General features: G+C 53.2%; 12 protein-coding genes and 1 pseudogene. 8 read left to right on the forward strand and 5 right to left on the reverse strand.

Translation table 11 applies throughout. The features are described from left to right. Positions 1 to 159 precede the first annotated feature (159 nt). Positions 160 to 2,901, reverse strand: coding sequence for a TMAO reductase system sensor histidine kinase/response regulator TorS (gene torS / locus AC1RKG_RS24000; protein WP_493183807.1), 2,742 nt, complete (start codon positions 2,899 to 2,901; stop codon positions 160 to 162). 81 nt (positions 2,902 to 2,982) lie between these two features. Here torS and torT point away from each other — a divergent pair. Further along, positions 2,983 to 4,032 (forward strand): annotated as a pseudogene (gene torT, locus AC1RKG_RS24005) (TMAO reductase system periplasmic protein TorT); the annotation flags it as partial. On the opposite strand, the gene torR reads toward torT, so the two are convergent. Beyond that, positions 4,012 to 4,707, reverse strand: a complete 696-nt coding sequence (torR, locus tag AC1RKG_RS24010; RefSeq protein WP_122076679.1) for a two-component system response regulator TorR — start codon at positions 4,705 to 4,707, stop codon at positions 4,012 to 4,014. The pseudogene torT and the gene torR sit on opposite strands and share 21 nt — an antisense overlap. Before the next feature lie 134 nt (positions 4,708 to 4,841). On the opposite strand from torR, the gene torC reads away from it, so the two are divergent. Genes torC through torD form a run of 3 tightly spaced genes read left to right on the forward strand, consistent with a single transcriptional unit; the run spans position 4,842 to position 9,206 of the window. Then, on the forward strand, positions 4,842 to 6,005 hold the full coding sequence (gene torC / locus AC1RKG_RS24015; RefSeq protein WP_493183809.1) for a pentaheme c-type cytochrome TorC: 1,164 nt from the start codon (positions 4,842 to 4,844) through the stop codon (positions 6,003 to 6,005). Positions 6,006 to 6,017: 12 nt separating this feature from the next. Beyond that, positions 6,018 to 8,552, forward strand: a complete 2,535-nt coding sequence (torA, locus tag AC1RKG_RS24020) for a trimethylamine-N-oxide reductase TorA (protein ID WP_493183810.1) — start codon at positions 6,018 to 6,020, stop codon at positions 8,550 to 8,552. A gap of 12 nt (positions 8,553 to 8,564) precedes the next feature. Next, positions 8,565 to 9,206: a molecular chaperone TorD gene (gene torD, locus AC1RKG_RS24025; protein WP_128865704.1), complete on the forward strand. Its 642-nt coding sequence runs from the start codon at positions 8,565 to 8,567 to the stop codon at positions 9,204 to 9,206. 141 nt (positions 9,207 to 9,347) lie between these two features. Here torD and AC1RKG_RS24030 read toward each other — a convergent pair whose 3' ends face one another. Together AC1RKG_RS24030 and AC1RKG_RS24035 are read right to left on the reverse strand one after the other, a co-directional pair. Further along, positions 9,348 to 10,094 (reverse strand): sulfite exporter TauE/SafE family protein, encoded by a 747-nt coding sequence (locus tag AC1RKG_RS24030; RefSeq protein ID WP_122080569.1) that lies wholly within the window; start codon positions 10,092 to 10,094, stop codon positions 9,348 to 9,350. Between the two features lie 79 nt (positions 10,095 to 10,173). After that, positions 10,174 to 10,797 (reverse strand): DUF2238 domain-containing protein, encoded by a 624-nt coding sequence (locus tag AC1RKG_RS24035; RefSeq protein ID WP_493183811.1) that lies wholly within the window; start codon positions 10,795 to 10,797, stop codon positions 10,174 to 10,176. A gap of 210 nt (positions 10,798 to 11,007) precedes the next feature. Between AC1RKG_RS24035 and actS the strand changes: the two genes are divergently transcribed. After that, positions 11,008 to 11,757, forward strand: coding sequence for an amidase activator ActS (gene actS / locus AC1RKG_RS24040; protein WP_400827129.1), 750 nt, complete (start codon positions 11,008 to 11,010; stop codon positions 11,755 to 11,757). A gap of 70 nt (positions 11,758 to 11,827) precedes the next feature. On the opposite strand, the gene gltP is transcribed toward actS, so the two are convergent. Continuing rightward, positions 11,828 to 13,144, reverse strand: coding sequence for a glutamate/aspartate:proton symporter GltP (gltP, locus tag AC1RKG_RS24045; RefSeq protein ID WP_122076658.1), 1,317 nt, complete (start codon positions 13,142 to 13,144; stop codon positions 11,828 to 11,830). Positions 13,145 to 13,977: 833 nt separating this feature from the next. On the opposite strand from gltP, the gene acs reads away from it, so the two are divergent. The 3 genes from acs to actP all read left to right on the forward strand — a co-directional run bounded on the left by acs (position 13,978) and on the right by actP (position 17,989). Continuing rightward, a complete protein-coding gene (gene acs, locus AC1RKG_RS24050) occupies positions 13,978 to 15,936 on the forward strand; it encodes an acetate--CoA ligase (protein WP_048762782.1) in 1,959 nt (652 codons plus the stop codon). A gap of 92 nt (positions 15,937 to 16,028) precedes the next feature. Then, on the forward strand, positions 16,029 to 16,340 hold the full coding sequence (locus AC1RKG_RS24055) for a DUF485 domain-containing protein (protein ID WP_020824859.1): 312 nt from the start codon (positions 16,029 to 16,031) through the stop codon (positions 16,338 to 16,340). Beyond that, positions 16,337 to 17,989, forward strand: coding sequence for a cation/acetate symporter ActP (gene actP, locus AC1RKG_RS24060; protein ID WP_048762781.1), 1,653 nt, complete (start codon positions 16,337 to 16,339; stop codon positions 17,987 to 17,989). The genes AC1RKG_RS24055 and actP overlap by 4 nt, the downstream gene beginning before the upstream one ends. The last annotated feature ends 227 nt before the right edge of the window (positions 17,990 to 18,216 follow it).

Below are 18,216 nucleotides of genomic sequence, written 5' to 3' on the forward strand. Positions count from 1 at the left end.
CAGAGGCCTCACCCTGCGGGCCAACGCTAAAGCGTTGTTCAATCCGGCGCAAGCGCCGGTTGTCCGAGTCCGGGCACCCTATTTAGAAGAACCCGCCTATGGCGGGTTTTTTGCTTTCTGAGACAGGACGCTTCATCGGACAAGTTCGATCGCACGACCTTATTGCGCATCGATCCAGGCCGAAAGCTGCCGCAATTCTTCCGTGAGGATTTGGCGCAGCGGAATCAATTTATCCGGTGTCTGCTCCAGCTCGGAACAGGCCTCAACCGCATGCTGCATGCCCAAACTGGCACAGCTGCTTTTTAGTTTATGTGCCAAATGCGCAACCTTGCGCTCATCGCCCGCTTCGCTGGCCTGTTCAAGCTCAGTCACCCACGACAAGGCATGTTCTGTGAACAAGTCTCGCCACTCGCTGATTTTCTCTTTACCGAACACCGCCATATCCTGCGTTAGCTGAACGAAATCCAAACTGGGAGCGAGCTGCATCGGGCATTTTTCTGCTGTTAAATAGTGCTCAATCAGTCGGCTTAATGCTGCACAGGCGATGGGCTTTTGTATCAATCCGCAGAATACTTCGCCGACGCGGAGCCTTAACGTTTCGTCGGCAACATGGGCGCTGAAACCGATAAGGGGTAACTGTGGCTGCAACGCAGCAATCAGCCCAGAGAGCGTCACACCGTCCATATCCGGCAGATCCAAATCCACCAGTACACCGCTGAATGCGTCATCAACTGCCAATAGGTTCAATGCGCTTTGGCCATCGCCAACCACCTCAACCATGGCATGGCAAGACAGCAACATTTCGGCGGTAATACGCTGGGTGACCAGGTTATCTTCCACCAGCAGCAGACGGTAACCGGAAAGTTCCGTTCGTTCTTCTGCCCGATGCTGTATGGGCGTAGCCGCGATAATCAGCGGCAGACTCAGTGAAAAACAGCTGCCGCTCCCCAGCGTGCTGGTGACGCTTAAGCTGCCTTGCAGTGCCTCCGCCAGCCCCCGGCTGATCGCCAGTCCCAGCCCGGTGCCACCGCGCTTGGCCGTCAGCTGTACAAAGGGTTTGAAAATCTGTGCCAGTGCTTCACCGGCAATGCCACACCCCGTATCTGCAACGTCAATTTGCCAGCGCGGCCCATCAATATGGCAGCGAATATCCACCCGGCCTTGATCGGTGAAACGCAGGGCGTTAGCCAACAAATTCATCACAATTTGGCGAATACGCCGCGCATCACCCTTGAGCCATTGCGGCAATTCGTCAGCACAAGTGAGAGCCAATGTAATCTCACGATTACGTACCCGCCCGGAGATTAACCTCATGATACTCGCCAGTAACTGACGTGGGTCGAAAGCCTCTTCGTTGAGCGTCACGCTGCTCGTACCCGCCTCGAGCGCGGAGTAATCCAGAATATCGTTGAGGATCGCCAATAGACTCTCACCGGAGTCATTGATCGCCTGTACGTAGGAGAGGTTCTTTAGCGACAGCGCCTGTTCCGACAACAGCTGAGCCGTGCCAAGAATACCGTGCAACGGGGTTCGAATTTCATGGCTCATCGCGGCCAAAAAGGCCGACTTAGCCCGGTTGGCCTTTTCCGCCTCAGCGCGAGCCTGGTGGTGCTCCATTACCATGGCTTCTAATTCTGCAGTACGTAATTCGACCTGCTTCACCAGGTCTTGGCGCTGGTTTTGTAAGGCATAGGCATTGGCGCGAAAAGCCTCCATCAACTGCCCCATGGTATTTAGCTCCCGCACACCGGAAGTCGCCGGGAATGGCGTGTTGAGATCGCCCTCCAATAACCCTTCCAGAGCCGCTGTTTGCTTCGCCAAGGGCAACGTCACCGAGCGCCACACCACGCGCCACAGGATCAATGACAGCGCCACCAACGAGAAAAAACTCAAGATAATCAGCCAGAACTTTCCCGTTTCCCGAGCCTGCCGAAGTGCCTCTAACGCCTGAGTATTACGCCGCTCGATATCGCTGACCTGACGGCTGATTTCAGTACTGAAGCGAGTAAACATATCCAGGTTGTCTTGCGACAGCGCCTGAAGCTGCGCGCGGAGATCCCGTTCCCGCTGATACAGTGCCGCAAGCTGTTGATAACGTTCCAGGGTCTGTAATTCACGCGCTATCTTTTCGCTTGTAAGGGGATCTTCGACTCGCTCCTGCCTGCGCTGGAGAATACGAACGTAGTTGCCGATACGGGAGATTAATTCTGCTGGCGCACGCTCGGCAAGCTCCTTCTCCAGCAGCAAAATCAGATGCTCAATTTGTATCGCATTGAGCCGTAGCTCGGCCATTTGATTTTGATATTCATAATCGATATCGATCAGGCGGTCTAACGCCTGCTCCGCGGCCTGATTGCGATGCTGCTCAATCAAATCGTAAATCCCTGCCTGCGTAACGCCTGCGGCCGTTGCGGCATTGTTTAACTGCCCTTTGGCCAACTCGGCAATGCGGGCCGCTGCATCCATAATTTCACGGGAAAGATCGCGCTGCTGTTTTCGCAGCGTCAGGCGCTGACCAACCAACTCACCCTGCAGACCTAAACTGCGCGTAATGTCGGACTCCTGCTGCTCTATCGCCGTCGTATCAAACCCTTGGCTGCGCAAACGTTCCAAAAGCCGGCTGATACGCAAACTTTGCACCGTGAGCATCTTTCCTTGTGCCATCCAATCGGCTTGGGTATCGGCATTCGTTAAACTTTGGGCGGAAAACAATTCGTATGCACTGGCCTCACTGAGTTGCCGGGCCAAATTCATCGTCGGGATCACCGACCGGGTGTGGTTTTGTTCGACCTCGCCCATAAAGCGAAAACCCAACCAACCTATCAGCGAACTGATCAGCGCTAACCCTGCCATCAGCAGAAAAGCCAACCAAAGTCGCTGTGTTAACGAAGGGTGCCCCATAGGTATCCTGATGATGAAATTAAAGTTGTTTTATCAGTGACGAAACCTCTAGCATAAAGACTTATTAAATATGAGGCTATTATGCGCAGCGCGATTTTCCGTTTTCTTCTGCCGTTTTTCTGCGGCACGATAACCTGCTCGGCATTGGCTGTTTCGCAAGCCCCTCTGGTGCGCTGGCTAAACGAGCGACAATCAGAGCCGGTTGCCGCCATGCCGGTATTGCAGATGGAACGCCGTTGGAAATTGTGCGCCCTCTACCCCAGCCTGAAGGACGCTTACTGGCTCTCGATCAATTACGGCATGATCCGTGAAGCCCAGCGAACCAAAGTGCAGCTGAAGATATTTGAAGCCGGTGGCTATTCGCAGCTTGAAACCCAACGCGAACAATTAACGCTCTGTCGCCAATGGGGGGCCGATGCGATTTTGCTTGGCAGCAGCCTGGCTCAATTCCCCAACCTGGCAGCATCCGTTGGCAACACGCCGGTGATTGCCGTGGTGAATGAACTGAATTTTGCGGCGGCCAAAGCCCGAGTGGGCGTGCCCTGGTTTCAAATGGGCTACCAACCCGGCCGATATCTGGCCGAGCATCCCCCTCACCCTTCACTCCATGTGCTGCTGATGCCTGGGCCAAAGGATGCCGGAGGCAGCCGGGAAATGGTTGACGGATTTCGCACCGCGGTGGAAGAAAGTTCGATACAGATCGTTGATGTGGTTTATGGCGATAACGACGTAGAGATACAGCGCAACTTATTACAGGACATGCTGGAAAAACACCCTGAAATCAACCTGATTGCCGGGAATGCCATTGCCGCTCAGGTCGCCATGGGGGAAGCACGCAACCGTCGCCATCCCTTGGGAATTGTCTCTTTTTACCTGTCACATCAGGTATATCGGGGACTGAAACGGGGCAGAATCATCGTGGCAGCCAGTGACCAGATGGCGCTACAGGGCGAGCTGGCCGTCGATCAAGCCATTCGAGCCTTGCAGCATCAAAACGTGGACATGAACATCAGCCCGCAAATTCTGGTACTGACGCCAGCGAACATTTCCCCTGAGAAGGTAAAGCTATCCCTTTCTCCCCTGGGTTTTCGCCCGGTGTACCTGTTCCCTTCAGCTAACCTCAGCCGCGAGAAAGTAACCCTCGCCATGCCTGGTGACGAACAGTTCGTGGCTCAATTTGTTTCTCAACCGGCGGATCAATACATCTACGGTACGAAGATCCGGCTGGTCCACCCGGTGAGATGACAACATGCGCAACAGCCGTTCGCGGCTCAACACCGTGCCCGGGTTGGTAATAAACGCCAGCAGCATTTCGTATTCGGCTCGCGTCAGGCGAATCGGCTCCCCCTCGCATTCCAGCGTATGCCTGGAAGGATTAAGGCAATATCCGGCGAACAGATAGCAGTTTTCCTGTTGCCCTTGCCTTGCTGGCGTCTTGGCCAAATCGATACGCCAAAGGAGGTTTTTGACGCGCACCACCAGCTCACGCAACTCGAGGGGTTTAGTGACATAGTCATCCGCCCCCATTTCCAGCCCTACAATCCGATCAATTTGCTCACAACGGCCGGTCACGAGAATAATGCCGACGTTTGAGCGTTCACGCAGAGATCGGGTCAGCAACAAGCCGTTTTCATTGGGCAGGTTGATGTCCAGCAGTACCAGATCCACCGGCTGAAGCAGCATAATTTCCTTCAGCCCCGCCCCGCTTTCGGCCACAGAAACCTGATAGCCCTCATGAACAAAATAATCACGTAAGCGCGCCTGTGTAACCGGATCGTCTTCAACGATAACAATGTGATGGCTCATGATTTCACGCTCGCTTCAGTCTGTTCATATCCATTCATATTCTGACTTACTCCATTCATCCAGACCGGTGACCCCATTCATATTTACTCAATATCCTACTAAAGGAGTACCCATAATAACGAGAAGGTTTATTTATGAGCAAACTTTGGCGAAAACTGACACGGCCCAGCGCCAGGTGGTCAGTGCTGGCACTGTTAGGGATCGGTTGTATTCTCGGATTGGCCATCATCATCGTGCCGCACGCTGGCATTAAGCTGACCAGCAATACGGAATTCTGCGTCAGTTGCCATGCGATGCAGCCGGTATATCAAGAATATCAACAGTCCGTTCACTTCAAGAATGCGTCCGGCGTCCGCGCAGAATGCCGTGACTGCCATATCCCACCGGATGTTCCAGGCATGCTGTGGCGCAAGCTGGAAGCAGCCAACGATCTCTATCAAAACTTTATTGCCCATTCGATTGATACGCCTGAGAAATTCGAAGCGAAACGCGCCGAATTGGCCAAGCGTGAATGGAAGCGCATGAAAGACAACAACTCCGTCGGCTGCCGTTCTTGCCATAACTACGAGGCCATGGAGCACAGCAAGCAGCACCCGGAAGCGGCCAAACAGATGAGCATTGCGGCGAAGGACAATCAGTCTTGCGTTGATTGTCACAAGGGGATTGCTCACCAACTGCCGGACATGAGTAGCGGTTTCCGCAAGCAATTTGAAGATATGCGCCTGCAGGCCAACGAAAACAGCAACGGCAACACGCTGTATACGCTGGACATGAAACCTATCTACGCGGCCAAAGGCGATAAAGAACCGGCTGGCTCACTGCTGCCGGCCTCAGAAGTTAAGGTCTTAAAACGTGACGGCGATTGGCTCGAAGTGCAAATCGTGGGTTGGACAGAAACCGAGGGGCGCCAACGCGTACTGTCGCTGCTGCCTGGCAAACGCATTTTTGTTTCGTCCATTCGCGATGAAGTGCAAAAACACGCCCAAACGCTTGAAAAAACCACGGTAGCCGCCACCGGTGCGGAGTGGAGCAAACTTCAAACCACCGCCTGGGTACAAAAAGGCGACCTGGTCAACGATATCAAACCGATTTGGGCCTACACCAGCGCGCTGTACACCGGAACCTGCAATCAGTGCCACGGTGCCCCTGACATTGCGCACTTTGATGCCAACGGCTGGATCGGCACGCTGAACGGCATGGTGGGCTTTACCAGCCTTGATAAGCGCGAAGAACGCACCCTGCTGAAATATTTGCAGATGAATGCTTCCGATACCGGCGGCGCAGACCAGAAGCACTAAGGGAGAATGCACATGAAATCATCACAGAAAGTCAGCTTGTCCCGCCGTCGTTTTCTGGCTCAGCTTGGTGGCTTAACGGCCATTGGCATGATAGGCCCTTCGCTGTTAGTACCCAAAAACGCCCTGGCTCAGGGAGGGTTGCAAGAAGGTATACTGACCGGTTCCCATTGGGGAGCCATCCGCGCGACCGTGGTGGACGGGCGATTTGTCGCTGCCAAACCCTTCGAAATGGATAAATATCCCTCGAAAATGATTGCGGGCTTACCCGATCATGTCCATGGCACGGCACGCATCCGTTACCCGATGGTACGAATTGACTGGATGCGTAAACGCCATTTGAGTGATACCACCCAGCGCGGCGACAACCGTTTTGTGCGGGTAAGTTGGGATGAAGCACTGAACCTGTTCTATCAAGAGCTTGAGCGGGTGCAGAACACCTACGGCCCGTCTGCTCTGCTATCCGGCACCGGTTGGCAATCGACCGGCATGTTCCACAATGCCGCGGGCATGCTGGCTCGGGCGCTGGCCCTGCACGGAGATTCTGTCGGTACCGGCGGCGACTATTCAACGGGTGCCGCCCAGGTGATTCTGCCGAGGGTGGTGGGTTCAATGGAAGTGTATGAACAGCAAACTTCCTGGCCACTGGTGCTGCAAAACAGCAAAACCCTGGTGCTTTGGGGATCGGATCTGGTGAAAAACCAGCAGGCCAACTGGTGGTGTCCGGATCATGATGTTTATGAATATTACGCCGAACTTAAAGCCAAAGTGGCCAAAGGCGAAATCAACGTCGTCAGCATTGACCCAGTGGTGTCATCGACCCATGCGTTTTTAGGCCGTGAGCATGTGCAGCACATCGCTCTGAATCCGCAAACAGACGTGCCCTTACAGTTAGCGCTGGCGCACACGCTGTACAGCGAGAATCTGCACGATACCCACTTCCTCAAAACCTATTGCGTTGGCTTCGAGCAATTCCTCCCTTATTTGCTGGGCCAAACGGACGGCCAACCTAAAGATGCCCAATGGGCGTCAGCACTGTGTGGCGTCGATGCTGAAATCATTCAGGCATTGGCTCGTCAAATGGCGGCCAACCGTACGCAAATCATTGCGGGCTGGTGCGTGCAACGTATGCAACACGGCGAACAATGGGCGTGGATGACGGTAGTACTGGCGGCGATGCTTGGCCAAATCGGCTTACCTGGCGGCGGGTTCGGTTTTGGTTGGCACTACAACGGCGCAGGTACACCGAGCCGCAAAGGGGTGATCCTGAGCGGTTTCTCCGGTTCCACCGCTACGCCGGCACGCCATGCCAAGGGGGATTTCAAAGGTTACAGCAGTACCATTCCGATCGCGCGCTTTATCGATGCCATGCTGGAGCCGGGCAAGGAGATCGATTGGAATGGCAAACGCGTCAAGCTGCCAATGCTGAAAATGTGCGTGTTTGCAGGCACCAATCCGTTCCATCGCCATCAGCAGGTTAACCGGATGATTGCCGGCTGGCAAAAACTGGAAACCGTGATTTCTATTGATAATCAGTGGACCTCAACCTGTCGTTTTGCCGATATCGTTCTGCCTGCTACCACACAATTCGAACGCAACGATCTCGATCAGTTTGGCAACCACTCCAATCGCGGCATTATCGCGATGAAACAGCTGGTACCGCCGCAATTTGAGGCACGTAATGACTTCGATATCCTGCGCGAACTTTGCAAACTGTTCGATCGCGAACGTGATTTCACCGAAGGCCTGGATGAAATGGGTTGGATCAAACGCATTTATCAGGACGGCGCGCGCCAGGGCAAAGGACGCGGCGTGACTTTGCCTGCATTCGATGAGTTTTGGGATGGCGATGGCTACGTCGAGTTCCATCACCCCGAAATGTTCGTGCGTCACCAGGCGTTTCGTCAAGACCCGGATCTGGAACCTTTAGGCACCCCAAGCGGCCTGATCGAGATTTACTCAAAGAGTATTGCGGATATGAATTATAAGAACTGCAAAGGTTACCCAATGTGGTTTGAAAAGGCAGAACGTTCACACGGCGGGCCGCTTTCAGCAAGCTATCCACTTCATTTGCAGTCGGTACATCCCGATTTCCGGCTGCACTCCCAGCTGTGCGAGTCTGAAACCTTGCGTGCACAGTACAGCGTTGCAGGTAAGGAACCGGTATTTATCAGCCCGGAAGATGCGAATGCTCGCGGCATCAATAATGGTGATGTTGTTCGGGTGTTTAACGCCCGCGGGCAGGTTTTAGCGGGTGCGGTAGTTTCAGATCGCTATGCGCCGGGAGTGATCCGCATCCATGAGGGTGCCTGGTACGATCCTGAACGTGGCGGCGTGGCGGGTAGCCTGTGCAAATACGGCAATCCAAATGTACTGACGTTGGATATCGGTTCTTCCGAGCTGGCTCAGGCGACTAGCGCCCATACGGCACTGGTTGAGATTGAACGCTTTAATGGCAAAATCGAACCTGTTACCGCCTTTGATGGCCCATTGGAAATGGTTGCGCAATGCGACTACGTGCCGATGACGCCAGCAAACGTGCCGCAGTAAGGAGGTGGTTCCATGGAAGATAATATTTCAGCGCTGGGACATCCGCATTATGCTTGCCTCTATGCCTGGTTATCCGGCAGTTTCGCCCGCGAGCTTAGCGACCTGCAAATTGCAGAACTGACCAGCCCTGAACTCACCGCATGGCTGGCAATAATTGAACCGCTGCCGGGGCTGACAGCGCCGGTAACCCAATTCAGACAAACCGTTACGGCACTCCAACAGCGGCCCGACGCCCAACTGGAATTGGCCGCCGACTTCGCCGGGCTGTTCCTGATGACGGAGAAGTCCGCTGCGTTACCCTATTCCTCTTGTTATCAGTTGGAATCTTCGCGTTTTAAGCAGGAACCCAGCGCGCAGATGAAAGCGCTGTTGGCACAATCGGGCATGGCGGTGGCGAGTTCCTTTGGCGAACCGGAAGATCATTTAGCTCTGGTTGTCGAACTGTTAAGTCACCTTAATTTCGCGTTAACAGAAGCTGGGAATGAGCGCAGAGAATTGCTTGAACTGCGAAGTGAAGCCTTGATTCACTGTCTGAGTTGGCTGCCGGAGTTTAATCAGCGCTGCCTCAGTTACGACAAGTTTGGCTTCTATGCCGCACTCAGCGGCTTACTGCTTGCCCTGATGCGCCTTGATGCCGGCATGCCCATGCAATAAATCACCGGCTTGGCCCTCATAACCTGAGGGCCTGGCGCGCCTGAGAGAATGCCTGAATAAGTGGCCACACCCACCAGCGCCGCTTAATTGGGATCGAAGTAAAGCTCGCTGGCATGGCAGAAGGCATTCCGCCCAGCATGCTCAACTGAAATACTTAACCATCAGCGCGGTACCCGAGGCCAACAAAATCACATTGATTAGCTTCAGGAATTGCTCACGTGACATTTTCAAAGTGAAATGACGCCCCAGGGTAATCCCAACCAACATCCCCGGCAGCAGCACCAATGCCAGTAGCAATAAATCAATGTCCAGATAAACACCGGCAAAGGTGAAAATAACCACCCGCGTCAACGTACTCATCCCGATAAGCGTGGTTTGAGTCATCCGGAAAGCCTCTTTCTTCTCAATACGACCACTGAGATAGATGGCATAGATAAAGCCGCCGCTGCCGAATAATGCACTGAAAATCCCGCCCACCAGGCCAAAAGGCACCGAAGCCTTGGGCGAAAATTGCCGATCGGGTTTTAAACCGCTGAGCGAATAAAGAGCATAGAGCACCACAAAAATGCCCAACGCCAACAAGAGGATATCCGGCCGGGTTTTCAGCAGGATCGCCGCGCCCAGAAGACTGCCGATAATCATCACCGGGATCAGCCGTTTTAATTCTGCCCATTGTGCATTGCGACCATCGCGGCTGACGTTAACAATGGCCGCGCACATGTCCAGCAGCGCCAGCAAAGGAACAATTTTCGCTACCGGAATATAAAGCGCCATCACCGGACTGGCGACCAACGCCGAGCCAAAACCGGCAATGCCGAAAATGACATAGGCCACCAGCAAGGTGGCGGCCAGTACCAGATAGCTTGAGAGCGTTAAGGTTTCTTGCATATCCATTTCCGCCTACTCCATTACCCCGAAGCGAGCTGCAGGCTAAAACCTAATACTTTAGTTGATAAACGGAGGAACGCTATTTCGCGCTTAAACCAGCCAGTTGCCGATCCTGTCGACGGCCGAACAGCAACAGCCCACATGCCGCCCCCAACAGGGCACAGAACATGTCAGACTGGGTATCCCATGGGTCGCCCTGTGTTCCCAGAAACTCATCAGCGCCTTGTCCCAACGCCAATGCGGCCCACCATTCGATCAGTTCATAAACAGCACTGATGGCCAGAGCAATGCAGCACACCACGAAACCCAACATTTTCCGGCCCTGGACATAGCCCCCACGCAGCAGGATTTCCCGCGCCACCAGCGCTGGAACCAGCCCCTGGAAAAAATGCCCAAGCTTATCGTAGGGGTTACGCCCCAATCCCAATAACTCCTGCACGTAAAACCCGGCGGGCACGCGCGCATAGCTATACATACCGCCAAAAATCAAGATTAACGCGTGGAGAAAAATCAGCTGGTACAACAAGGGGGTTAGCGGATAACGACGCCGGGTCAGCCCCAAGACGACCAGCGCTATCACAACCGGCATGACTTCCATCAGCCAGGTCATTCGGTCATAGGGGTAAACACCGCTATAAATCAGCAATGCAATCAGCAACAACGCGGCGGTGGGTAATAAATAACGGGCAGACAAGAGGGACATGGTGAAGTTACCAGGACGGTGAAAATTATCGCATTATTATACAGTGACAAAATGAAGGCGGCATATTTCGCCGTCCAGTGAAACCACCAGGCAGCTTTTTTGACCACATAGCCGTTGATGTTACTATACGAAGATCACTATGCTCCCGCACAAGTACCACCTGGCAGCATAACTACTAAGGGCGACGACGTTTAAGGACGATATTTGAGTATGGGAAGCACATTCGCTGTATGGCGGCTGATGGCCGTGTGCGTAGTCAGTCTTGCGTTGCTGGGCTGTGGCTCCGGAAAGAAGGCCAACACCTATGACCGCGACTACGATAGCCTGGCCAGAGGCAGCTATAGCGGCAGCACCTATACCGTCAAACGCGGTGATACCCTGTTCTATATTGCCTGGATCACCAATAGCGAAGTCAGCGAGCTGGCGCGTCGCAACAAGATCCCCAAGCCTTATAATCTCGAAATTGGCCAAAAGCTGGCGTTGAATAATACGACGGCGCAGAAAGGTAAAACGCGCAAAACGAAATCGACAGGCCAACTTGCGGTCGTGGCGCCGCCGATCCGCAGCAGTATCAAATGCTGGCGCTGGCCAACCCAGGGCAATATCGTCAGCAAGTATTCTACCGCCGACGGTGGCAATAAAGGCATTGATATCGCCGGTAACCGCGGGCAGCCGGTATTTGCCGCAGCCAAAGGTCGAGTGGTGTACGTGGGTAACCAACTGCGGGGCTACGGCAACCTGATTATGATCAAACACAATGACGAGTACATCAGCGCCTACGCTCATAACAACACCCTGCTGGTGCGCAACGCGCAGGAAGTGAAAGCCGGGCAGAAAATCGCCACCATGGGCAGCACAGGTACCGATAAGGTCATGCTGCACTTCCAAATACGCTATCGCGCTACCGCTCTGGATCCGCTGCGCTTCTTGCCACCGCAAGGTTCCGCACCTTCCTGTTAATTCCTCTGTGGAAAATGAACGAAAAAAACCCGCACAAGGCGGGTTTTTTCATAAGCAAGCGCAATAGCCGTTAAGACTCATTGACCTGCTTTACCTTGCCGGACAAGAACGCTTGTTCGTAAGCCCGCGCCTTTTTGCTGTCGAACTGGTGCTCCCATTTCGCGACCACCAATACCGCCAACGCATTACCCACCACGTTCAGCGCGGTACGTGCCATATCCAGAATACGGTCAACCCCGGCGATAAACGCCAGACCTTCCAACGGGATCCCGACGCTGCCCAGCGTGGCCAACAGCACCACAAAGGAAACCCCCGGCACGCCGGCAATGCCCTTAGAGGTCAGCATCAGCGTCACCACCAGGACAATCTCCTGCCCCAGGGACAGCTCAATACCGTACAGCTGCGCAATAAAAATGGCGGCGATGCTCTGATACAGCGTCGAGCCGTCCAGATTAAAGGAATAACCCGTCGGCACCACAAAACTGGTGATCGCCTTCGGTGCACCGTAGGCTTCCATTTTTTCGATGATACGCGGCAACACCGTTTCTGAACTGGCTGTGGAGAAGGCCAGGATCAGTTCATCCTTCAAAATACGAATCAACGTCCAGATACGCAGATTGCAAATGCGAGCAACGGCGCCCAGCACCACCAAAGCGAAGAAGGCGATAGCAAAGTACACCAGCACCACCAGCTTGGCCAAAGGCCACAGCGAGGCGAAACCAAAGTTGGCAACCGTCACTGAGATCAGACCAAATACCCCGATCGGCGCATAGCGCATGATCATATGAGTGACTTTGAACATGCTTTCGGAAACGGCTTTAAACACCTTCAGCAGCGGCTCTTTGGTTTCTTTCGGCAATGACGACAGACCAAGACCAAAGAGCACCGAGAAGAAGATGATCGGCAACATGTCGCCCTTCGCCATCGAAGCGAAAATGTTCGACGGGATCAACGACAGAACCGTGGCAACCAGGCTGTGCGATCCACTTTGCACCTGCTCAGTGGTTTTTTCATACTGCGAGATATCGACTGCGGTCAGCGTCGACATGTCGATACCGTGACCGGGTTGAAAAACATTAGCCAGCGTCAGCCCCACCACGATGGCAACAGTGGTGATCACTTCAAAGTAAATAATGGTTTTCAATCCGAGCCGACCCAGCTTTTTCGCATCTCCCACCCCGGCGATACCGACAACCAGTGTAGAAATAACAATCGGCACAACAATCATCTTAATCAGGCGAATAAATATATCTCCCGCCGGGCTAAGAATATTGCTGACTAACCACTCTCGTGATTCCGTCTGATTATGGAGTACGGCCCCAACGATAATACCCAGTACCAACGCGATCAGGATTTGCCAAGCAAGACTGATTTTTACACTTTTCATACCCAAAAAGTCCTCAAAGACTCTTTTCCGCGTATTTAAAACAATTCGCCGAAAAGAATACTTAATCATTTAATACAGGCTTATGTTGATGACAACGAAGCGCTCACCTGCCCTTAGTGTGACGCTATTTAAATCTGTACCATCTGAAAGGCATGCTCTGCAAGCCTTGTTTTATCGACCTTCTGTGCAAAATATAATCACCAATGAATTTAGTATTTAATTTCACCAAACATAATTAGTTGTTATTAAAAGCATAATTTTATGCGAGATGTATCACGAAACCACCTCATACTTTGCTTTTTTAGTCGGATGGAAGTGCGTTTATTTTCGCTAATCTTGCATATTTAGTCCATCATGCATGTTTATATTTTGTTGCAATAAAGTTTTAAAAATGAAAATATCAGAACGTTCAGGTACCGCATTTTATCGTCTATTTATTAGGATGATTCTCAAGTCATTCTCTTATTAACGCCGCTGACTGACCACTCCACTATTAATATCAACATCGAATATCAAAAGGGAACTATGTTCCAAAAGGATTTAACCGAGATTTTAACAGTGGCGTTTTATATTAAAAAATGGCGATAAAAAACGGGTTTATTGTGGGATTGTTTATTCTTTTTAGTTCTTTAGATAGTGTTTTCTGGCGAAAACTTGGTATCTGAACGTTTTTTCCCGCCAAGCAGATAGATGCTCAACACAAATGGGGCAGAACTATTACAAATCAATATCTTCGTTGCGTGATCTGCCGCGCAAAAAAGAAACAAAGAATCGGAGCAAACTATACTTAACCTTCAGTTGACATATCATTAACAACTTCAAGGAGAAAAGCTATGAGCCAAGTGCATAAACACGCTATTCCTTCTGCAATTGCAGAACACGCCCTGATCAGTCCGACACAATATCAACAATATTATCAACAATCTGTGCAAGACCCAGAAACGTTCTGGGGCGAGCAGGGAAAAATTCTCGACTGGATAAAGCCTTATAGCCGGGTAAAAAACACCTCGTTTGATCCGGGCCATATCAGCATTCGCTGGTTTGAAGACGGTACCCTGAACCTGGCAGCCAACTGCCTCGATCGCCACCTGGCTGAACGTGGTGACCAAACCGCCATCATCTGGGAAGGTGACGATCCCACCCAGTCAAAAAAAGTGACCTACAAACAACTGCACCACGATGTCTGCCAGTTCGCCAACGTGCTGAAAAAGCTGGGCGTTAAAAAAGGCGACGTCGTGGCTATCTATATGCCGATGGTACCGGAAGCTGCGGTGGCCATGCTGGCCTGCGCCCGCATCGGGGCCGTGCATTCGGTCATCTTTGGCGGTTTCTCACCGGAAGCGGTCGCCGGACGAATTATCGATTCCAACTCAAAACTGGTGATTACCGCTGACGAAGGCCTGCGTGCCGGACGTGCCGTACCCTTGAAGAAAAACGTCGATGATGCGCTGAAAAATCCTGGTGTGAAAAGCGTCGCCAACGTTGTGGTGTTCAAGCGCACCGGCAAACCGGGCTACTGGCAGGAAGGCCGCGATCTGTGGTGGCATGAGCTGACCGAAGGCGTCTCAGCCGACTGCCCGCCGGAAGAGATGAATGCGGAAGATCCGCTGTTTATCCTTTATACCTCGGGGTCAACCGGCAAACCCAAGGGTGTGCTACACACCACTGGCGGCTACCTGGTTTATGCCGCCCTGACCTTTAAGTACGTGTTCGACTACCACGATGGCGACGTGTACTGGTGTACCGCCGACGTCGGTTGGGTCACCGGCCACAGCTATCTGCTGTACGGCCCACTGGCCTGTGGCGCCATTACCCTGATGTTTGAAGGTGTGCCGAACTACCCTGGCGTCAACCGTCTGTCACAGGTGATCGACAAGCATCAGGTCAATATTCTGTACACCGCGCCCACCGCCATTCGTGCCCTGATGGCTGAAGGCGACAAAGCGATCGAAGGCACCAAACGCGACTCGCTGCGTATCATGGGATCGGTGGGTGAGCCAATCAACCCGGAAGCCTGGGAGTGGTATTACAATAAAATCGGCAACGGCAAATGCCCCATCGTAGACACCTGGTGGCAGACCGAAACCGGCGGCTTTATGATCACCCCACTACCGGGCGCCACCGAGCTGAAAGCCGGCTCGGCAACGCGTCCGTTCTTCGGCGTACAGCCGGCGCTGGTCGATAATGTCGGCACGCCGCAAGAAGGTGCCTGCGAAGGCAATCTGGTGATCACCGACTCCTGGCCTGGCCAGGCGCGAACCCTGTTCGGCGATCACGATCGCTTCGAGCAAACCTACTTCTCCACCTTTAAAGGCATGTATTTCAGCGGTGACGGCGCGCGCCGTGACGAAGACGGATACTACTGGATCACTGGCCGCGTCGACGACGTTCTGAACGTGTCCGGCCACCGTCTGGGCACCGCCGAAATCGAATCCGCCCTGGTCTCTCATCCGAAAATCGCCGAAGCGGCGGTAGTCGGCATTCCGCATAACATTAAAGGCCAGGCAATTTACGCCTATATCACGCTCAATCACGGCGAGGAACCTTCGCCTGAGCTTTATACCGAAGTCCGTAACTGGGTACGTAAAGAAATAGGGCCGATCGCTACCCCGGACGTGCTGCACTGGACAGATTCCCTGCCCAAAACGCGCTCCGGCAAGATCATGCGCCGTATCTTGCGCAAAATTGCCGCCGGCGATACCAGCAACCTGGGGGATACCTCAACGCTGGCGGATCCGGCCGTAGTCGACAAGCTGTTGGAAGAAAAACAATCAATGAAAGTGCCGTCATAATTTACGCCGCCTCTGGCCGATCGGCGGGAAGATAACCCAATGATCGGCTTCAAGCGCGGCGTATTCGTTCAATACCTACTGGAGACACTCTGATGAATGACACCATTTATCAAGGGATTGAGGAAAACCCGCGCTTTATCGAGCTGGTGCGAAAACGCAGCCGATTTGCCTGGCTGCTGTCGCTGATTACACTAGCGCTCTACGTTGGCTTTATTTTATTGATCGCCTTCGATCCTCAGTGGTTGGGCACCCCGATCGCCGCAGGATCTACTATTACCCGCGGGATCCCGGTAGGCGTTGGCCTGATCGTGATCTCTTTTGTGCTCACCGGGATCTACGTATTCCGCGCCAACGGCGAATTCGATCGCCTGACTGCAGAAATCCTGCGTGAGGTGAAGAAATGAAGCGTTTACTGTCCGCCGCCGCTCTGATGATGCTACCGGGCCTGGCCTTTGCCGATGCCATTGGCGGTGAAGTGAAGCGCCAACCGTTGAACATTCAGGCCATCGTCATGTTCATCCTGTTTGTCGGCGCCACGCTGTATATCACCTATTGGGCCTCAAAACGCACTCGCTCACGTCAGGACTATTACACCGCCGGCGGGAAAATTACCGGTCTGCAGAACGGTCTGGCGATTGCCGGCGATTTTATGTCAGCGGCCTCTTTCCTGGGTATTTCTGCCCTGGTGTATACCTCCGGCTATGACGGACTGATTTACTCCATCGGTTTCCTGATCGGTTGGCCGATCATTTTGTTCCTGATTGCAGAACGCCTGCGTAACCTGGGCCGTTACACCTTTGCCGACGTGGCTTCCTACCGGTTAAAACAAAAGCCAATCCGTACGCTCTCCGCCTGTGGCTCTCTGGTGGTGGTCGCACTGTATCTGATTGCCCAAATGGTCGGTGCCGGCAAGCTGATTCAGCTGCTGTTCGGCCTCAATTACCACGTGGCGGTCATTCTGGTCGGTATTCTGATGGTGCTGTACGTCTTGTTCGGCGGGATGTTGGCCACCACCTGGGTGCAGATTATCAAGGCGGTGCTGTTACTGGCCGGCGCCAGCTTTATGGCGTTGATGGTGATGAAATCGGTCAATTTCGACTTCAACACCCTGTTTGCCGAAGCCGTGAAGGTGCACCCAAAAGGCCTCGCCATCATGAGCCCGGGCGGTCTGGTTTCCGACCCTATTTCTGCGTTGTCTCTGGGGTTGGCGCTGATGTTCGGTACCGCTGGTCTGCCACATATTCTGATGCGTTTCTTTACCGTGAGCGACGCTAAAGAGGCCCGCAAAAGCGTGTTCTACGCCACCGGTTTTATCGGTTACTTCTATATCCTGACCTTTATTATCGGCTTCGGGGCCATCTTGTTGGTCAGCCCTAACCCGGCGTTCAAAGATGCCACCGGGGCTCTGCTGGGCGGTACCAATATGGCGGCGGTGCATTTAGCCAACGCCGTGGGCGGCAACTTCTTCCTCGGCTTTATCTCTGCTGTCGCCTTTGCCACCATTTTGGCCGTAGTCGCAGGCCTGACGTTGGCGGGTGCTTCAGCGGTATCTCACGATTTGTACGCCAGCGTGATTAAAAACGGCAAAGCGACTGAGCGTGACGAACTGCGCGTCTCCAAGATTACCGTGGTGATCCTGGGTATCGTGGCGATAGCTCTGGGGATTTTGTTTGAGAAACAGAATATCGCCTTTATGGTCGGCTTGGCTTTCTCTATCGCTGCCAGCTGTAACTTCCCGATTATTATTCTTTCGATGTATTGGTCACGTCTGACAACCCGTGGTGCCATGATCGGCGGCTGGTTGGGTCTGCTCACTGCGGTGATCCTGATGATCCTCGGCCCGACGATCTGGGTGCAGATCCTGGGGCATGAGAAACCCATCTATCCGTATGAATATCCGGCGCTGTTCTCGATGATTGTCGCGTTCGTTGGCACCTGGCTATTCTCGGTTACCGACAGCTCTTTGGCAGGGCAACAAGAGCGTGAGCGCTTCCGTTCTCAATTTGTACGTTCACAAACCGGCCTGGGCATTTCCCAGGGCAGTTCGCACTAAACGAATAATAAGTGAAAAAAAGCAAACACACCCTAATCAAAGGCCCTTCGGGGCCTTTTCTCTTGGATAAAGATGATTAACGGTGTTGCTGGAAAAGGGATTTGACGACGAGGAATACAAGACCCAGCCTGGCTGCGCCTTTTTTCTTTTGCGCACAGCAAAAAGGCCATCCTTGCGGATGGCCTCTTGGCTTAATTGATGCCTGGCAGTGTCCTACTCTCGCATGG

The sequence above is a fragment of the Serratia sp. GW822-FHT06D09 genome, assembly GCF_058799515.1.

What these genes read in the sequence shown, in the direction of transcription:
- gltP (WP_122076658.1), bottom strand. Translation starts at nt 13,144, where the DNA reads ATGAAAAGTGTAAAAATCAGTCTTGCTTGGCAAATCCTGATCGCGTTG.
- torA (WP_493183810.1), top strand. Translation starts at nt 6,018, where the DNA reads ATGAAATCATCACAGAAAGTCAGCTTGTCCCGCCGTCGTTTTCTGGCT.
- acs (WP_048762782.1), top strand. Translation starts at nt 13,978, where the DNA reads ATGAGCCAAGTGCATAAACACGCTATTCCTTCTGCAATTGCAGAACAC.
- actS (WP_400827129.1), top strand. Translation starts at nt 11,008, where the DNA reads ATGGGAAGCACATTCGCTGTATGGCGGCTGATGGCCGTGTGCGTAGTC.
- actP (WP_048762781.1), top strand. Translation starts at nt 16,337, where the DNA reads ATGAAGCGTTTACTGTCCGCCGCCGCTCTGATGATGCTACCGGGCCTG.
- AC1RKG_RS24055 (WP_020824859.1), top strand. Translation starts at nt 16,029, where the DNA reads ATGAATGACACCATTTATCAAGGGATTGAGGAAAACCCGCGCTTTATC.
- AC1RKG_RS24030 (WP_122080569.1), bottom strand. Translation starts at nt 10,094, where the DNA reads ATGCAAGAAACCTTAACGCTCTCAAGCTATCTGGTACTGGCCGCCACC.
- AC1RKG_RS24035 (WP_493183811.1), bottom strand. Translation starts at nt 10,797, where the DNA reads ATGTCCCTCTTGTCTGCCCGTTATTTATTACCCACCGCCGCGTTGTTG.
- torR (WP_122076679.1), bottom strand. Translation starts at nt 4,707, where the DNA reads ATGAGCCATCACATTGTTATCGTTGAAGACGATCCGGTTACACAGGCG.
- torC (WP_493183809.1), top strand. Translation starts at nt 4,842, where the DNA reads ATGAGCAAACTTTGGCGAAAACTGACACGGCCCAGCGCCAGGTGGTCA.
- torS (WP_493183807.1), bottom strand. Translation starts at nt 2,901, where the DNA reads ATGGGGCACCCTTCGTTAACACAGCGACTTTGGTTGGCTTTTCTGCTG.
- torD (WP_128865704.1), top strand. Translation starts at nt 8,565, where the DNA reads ATGGAAGATAATATTTCAGCGCTGGGACATCCGCATTATGCTTGCCTC.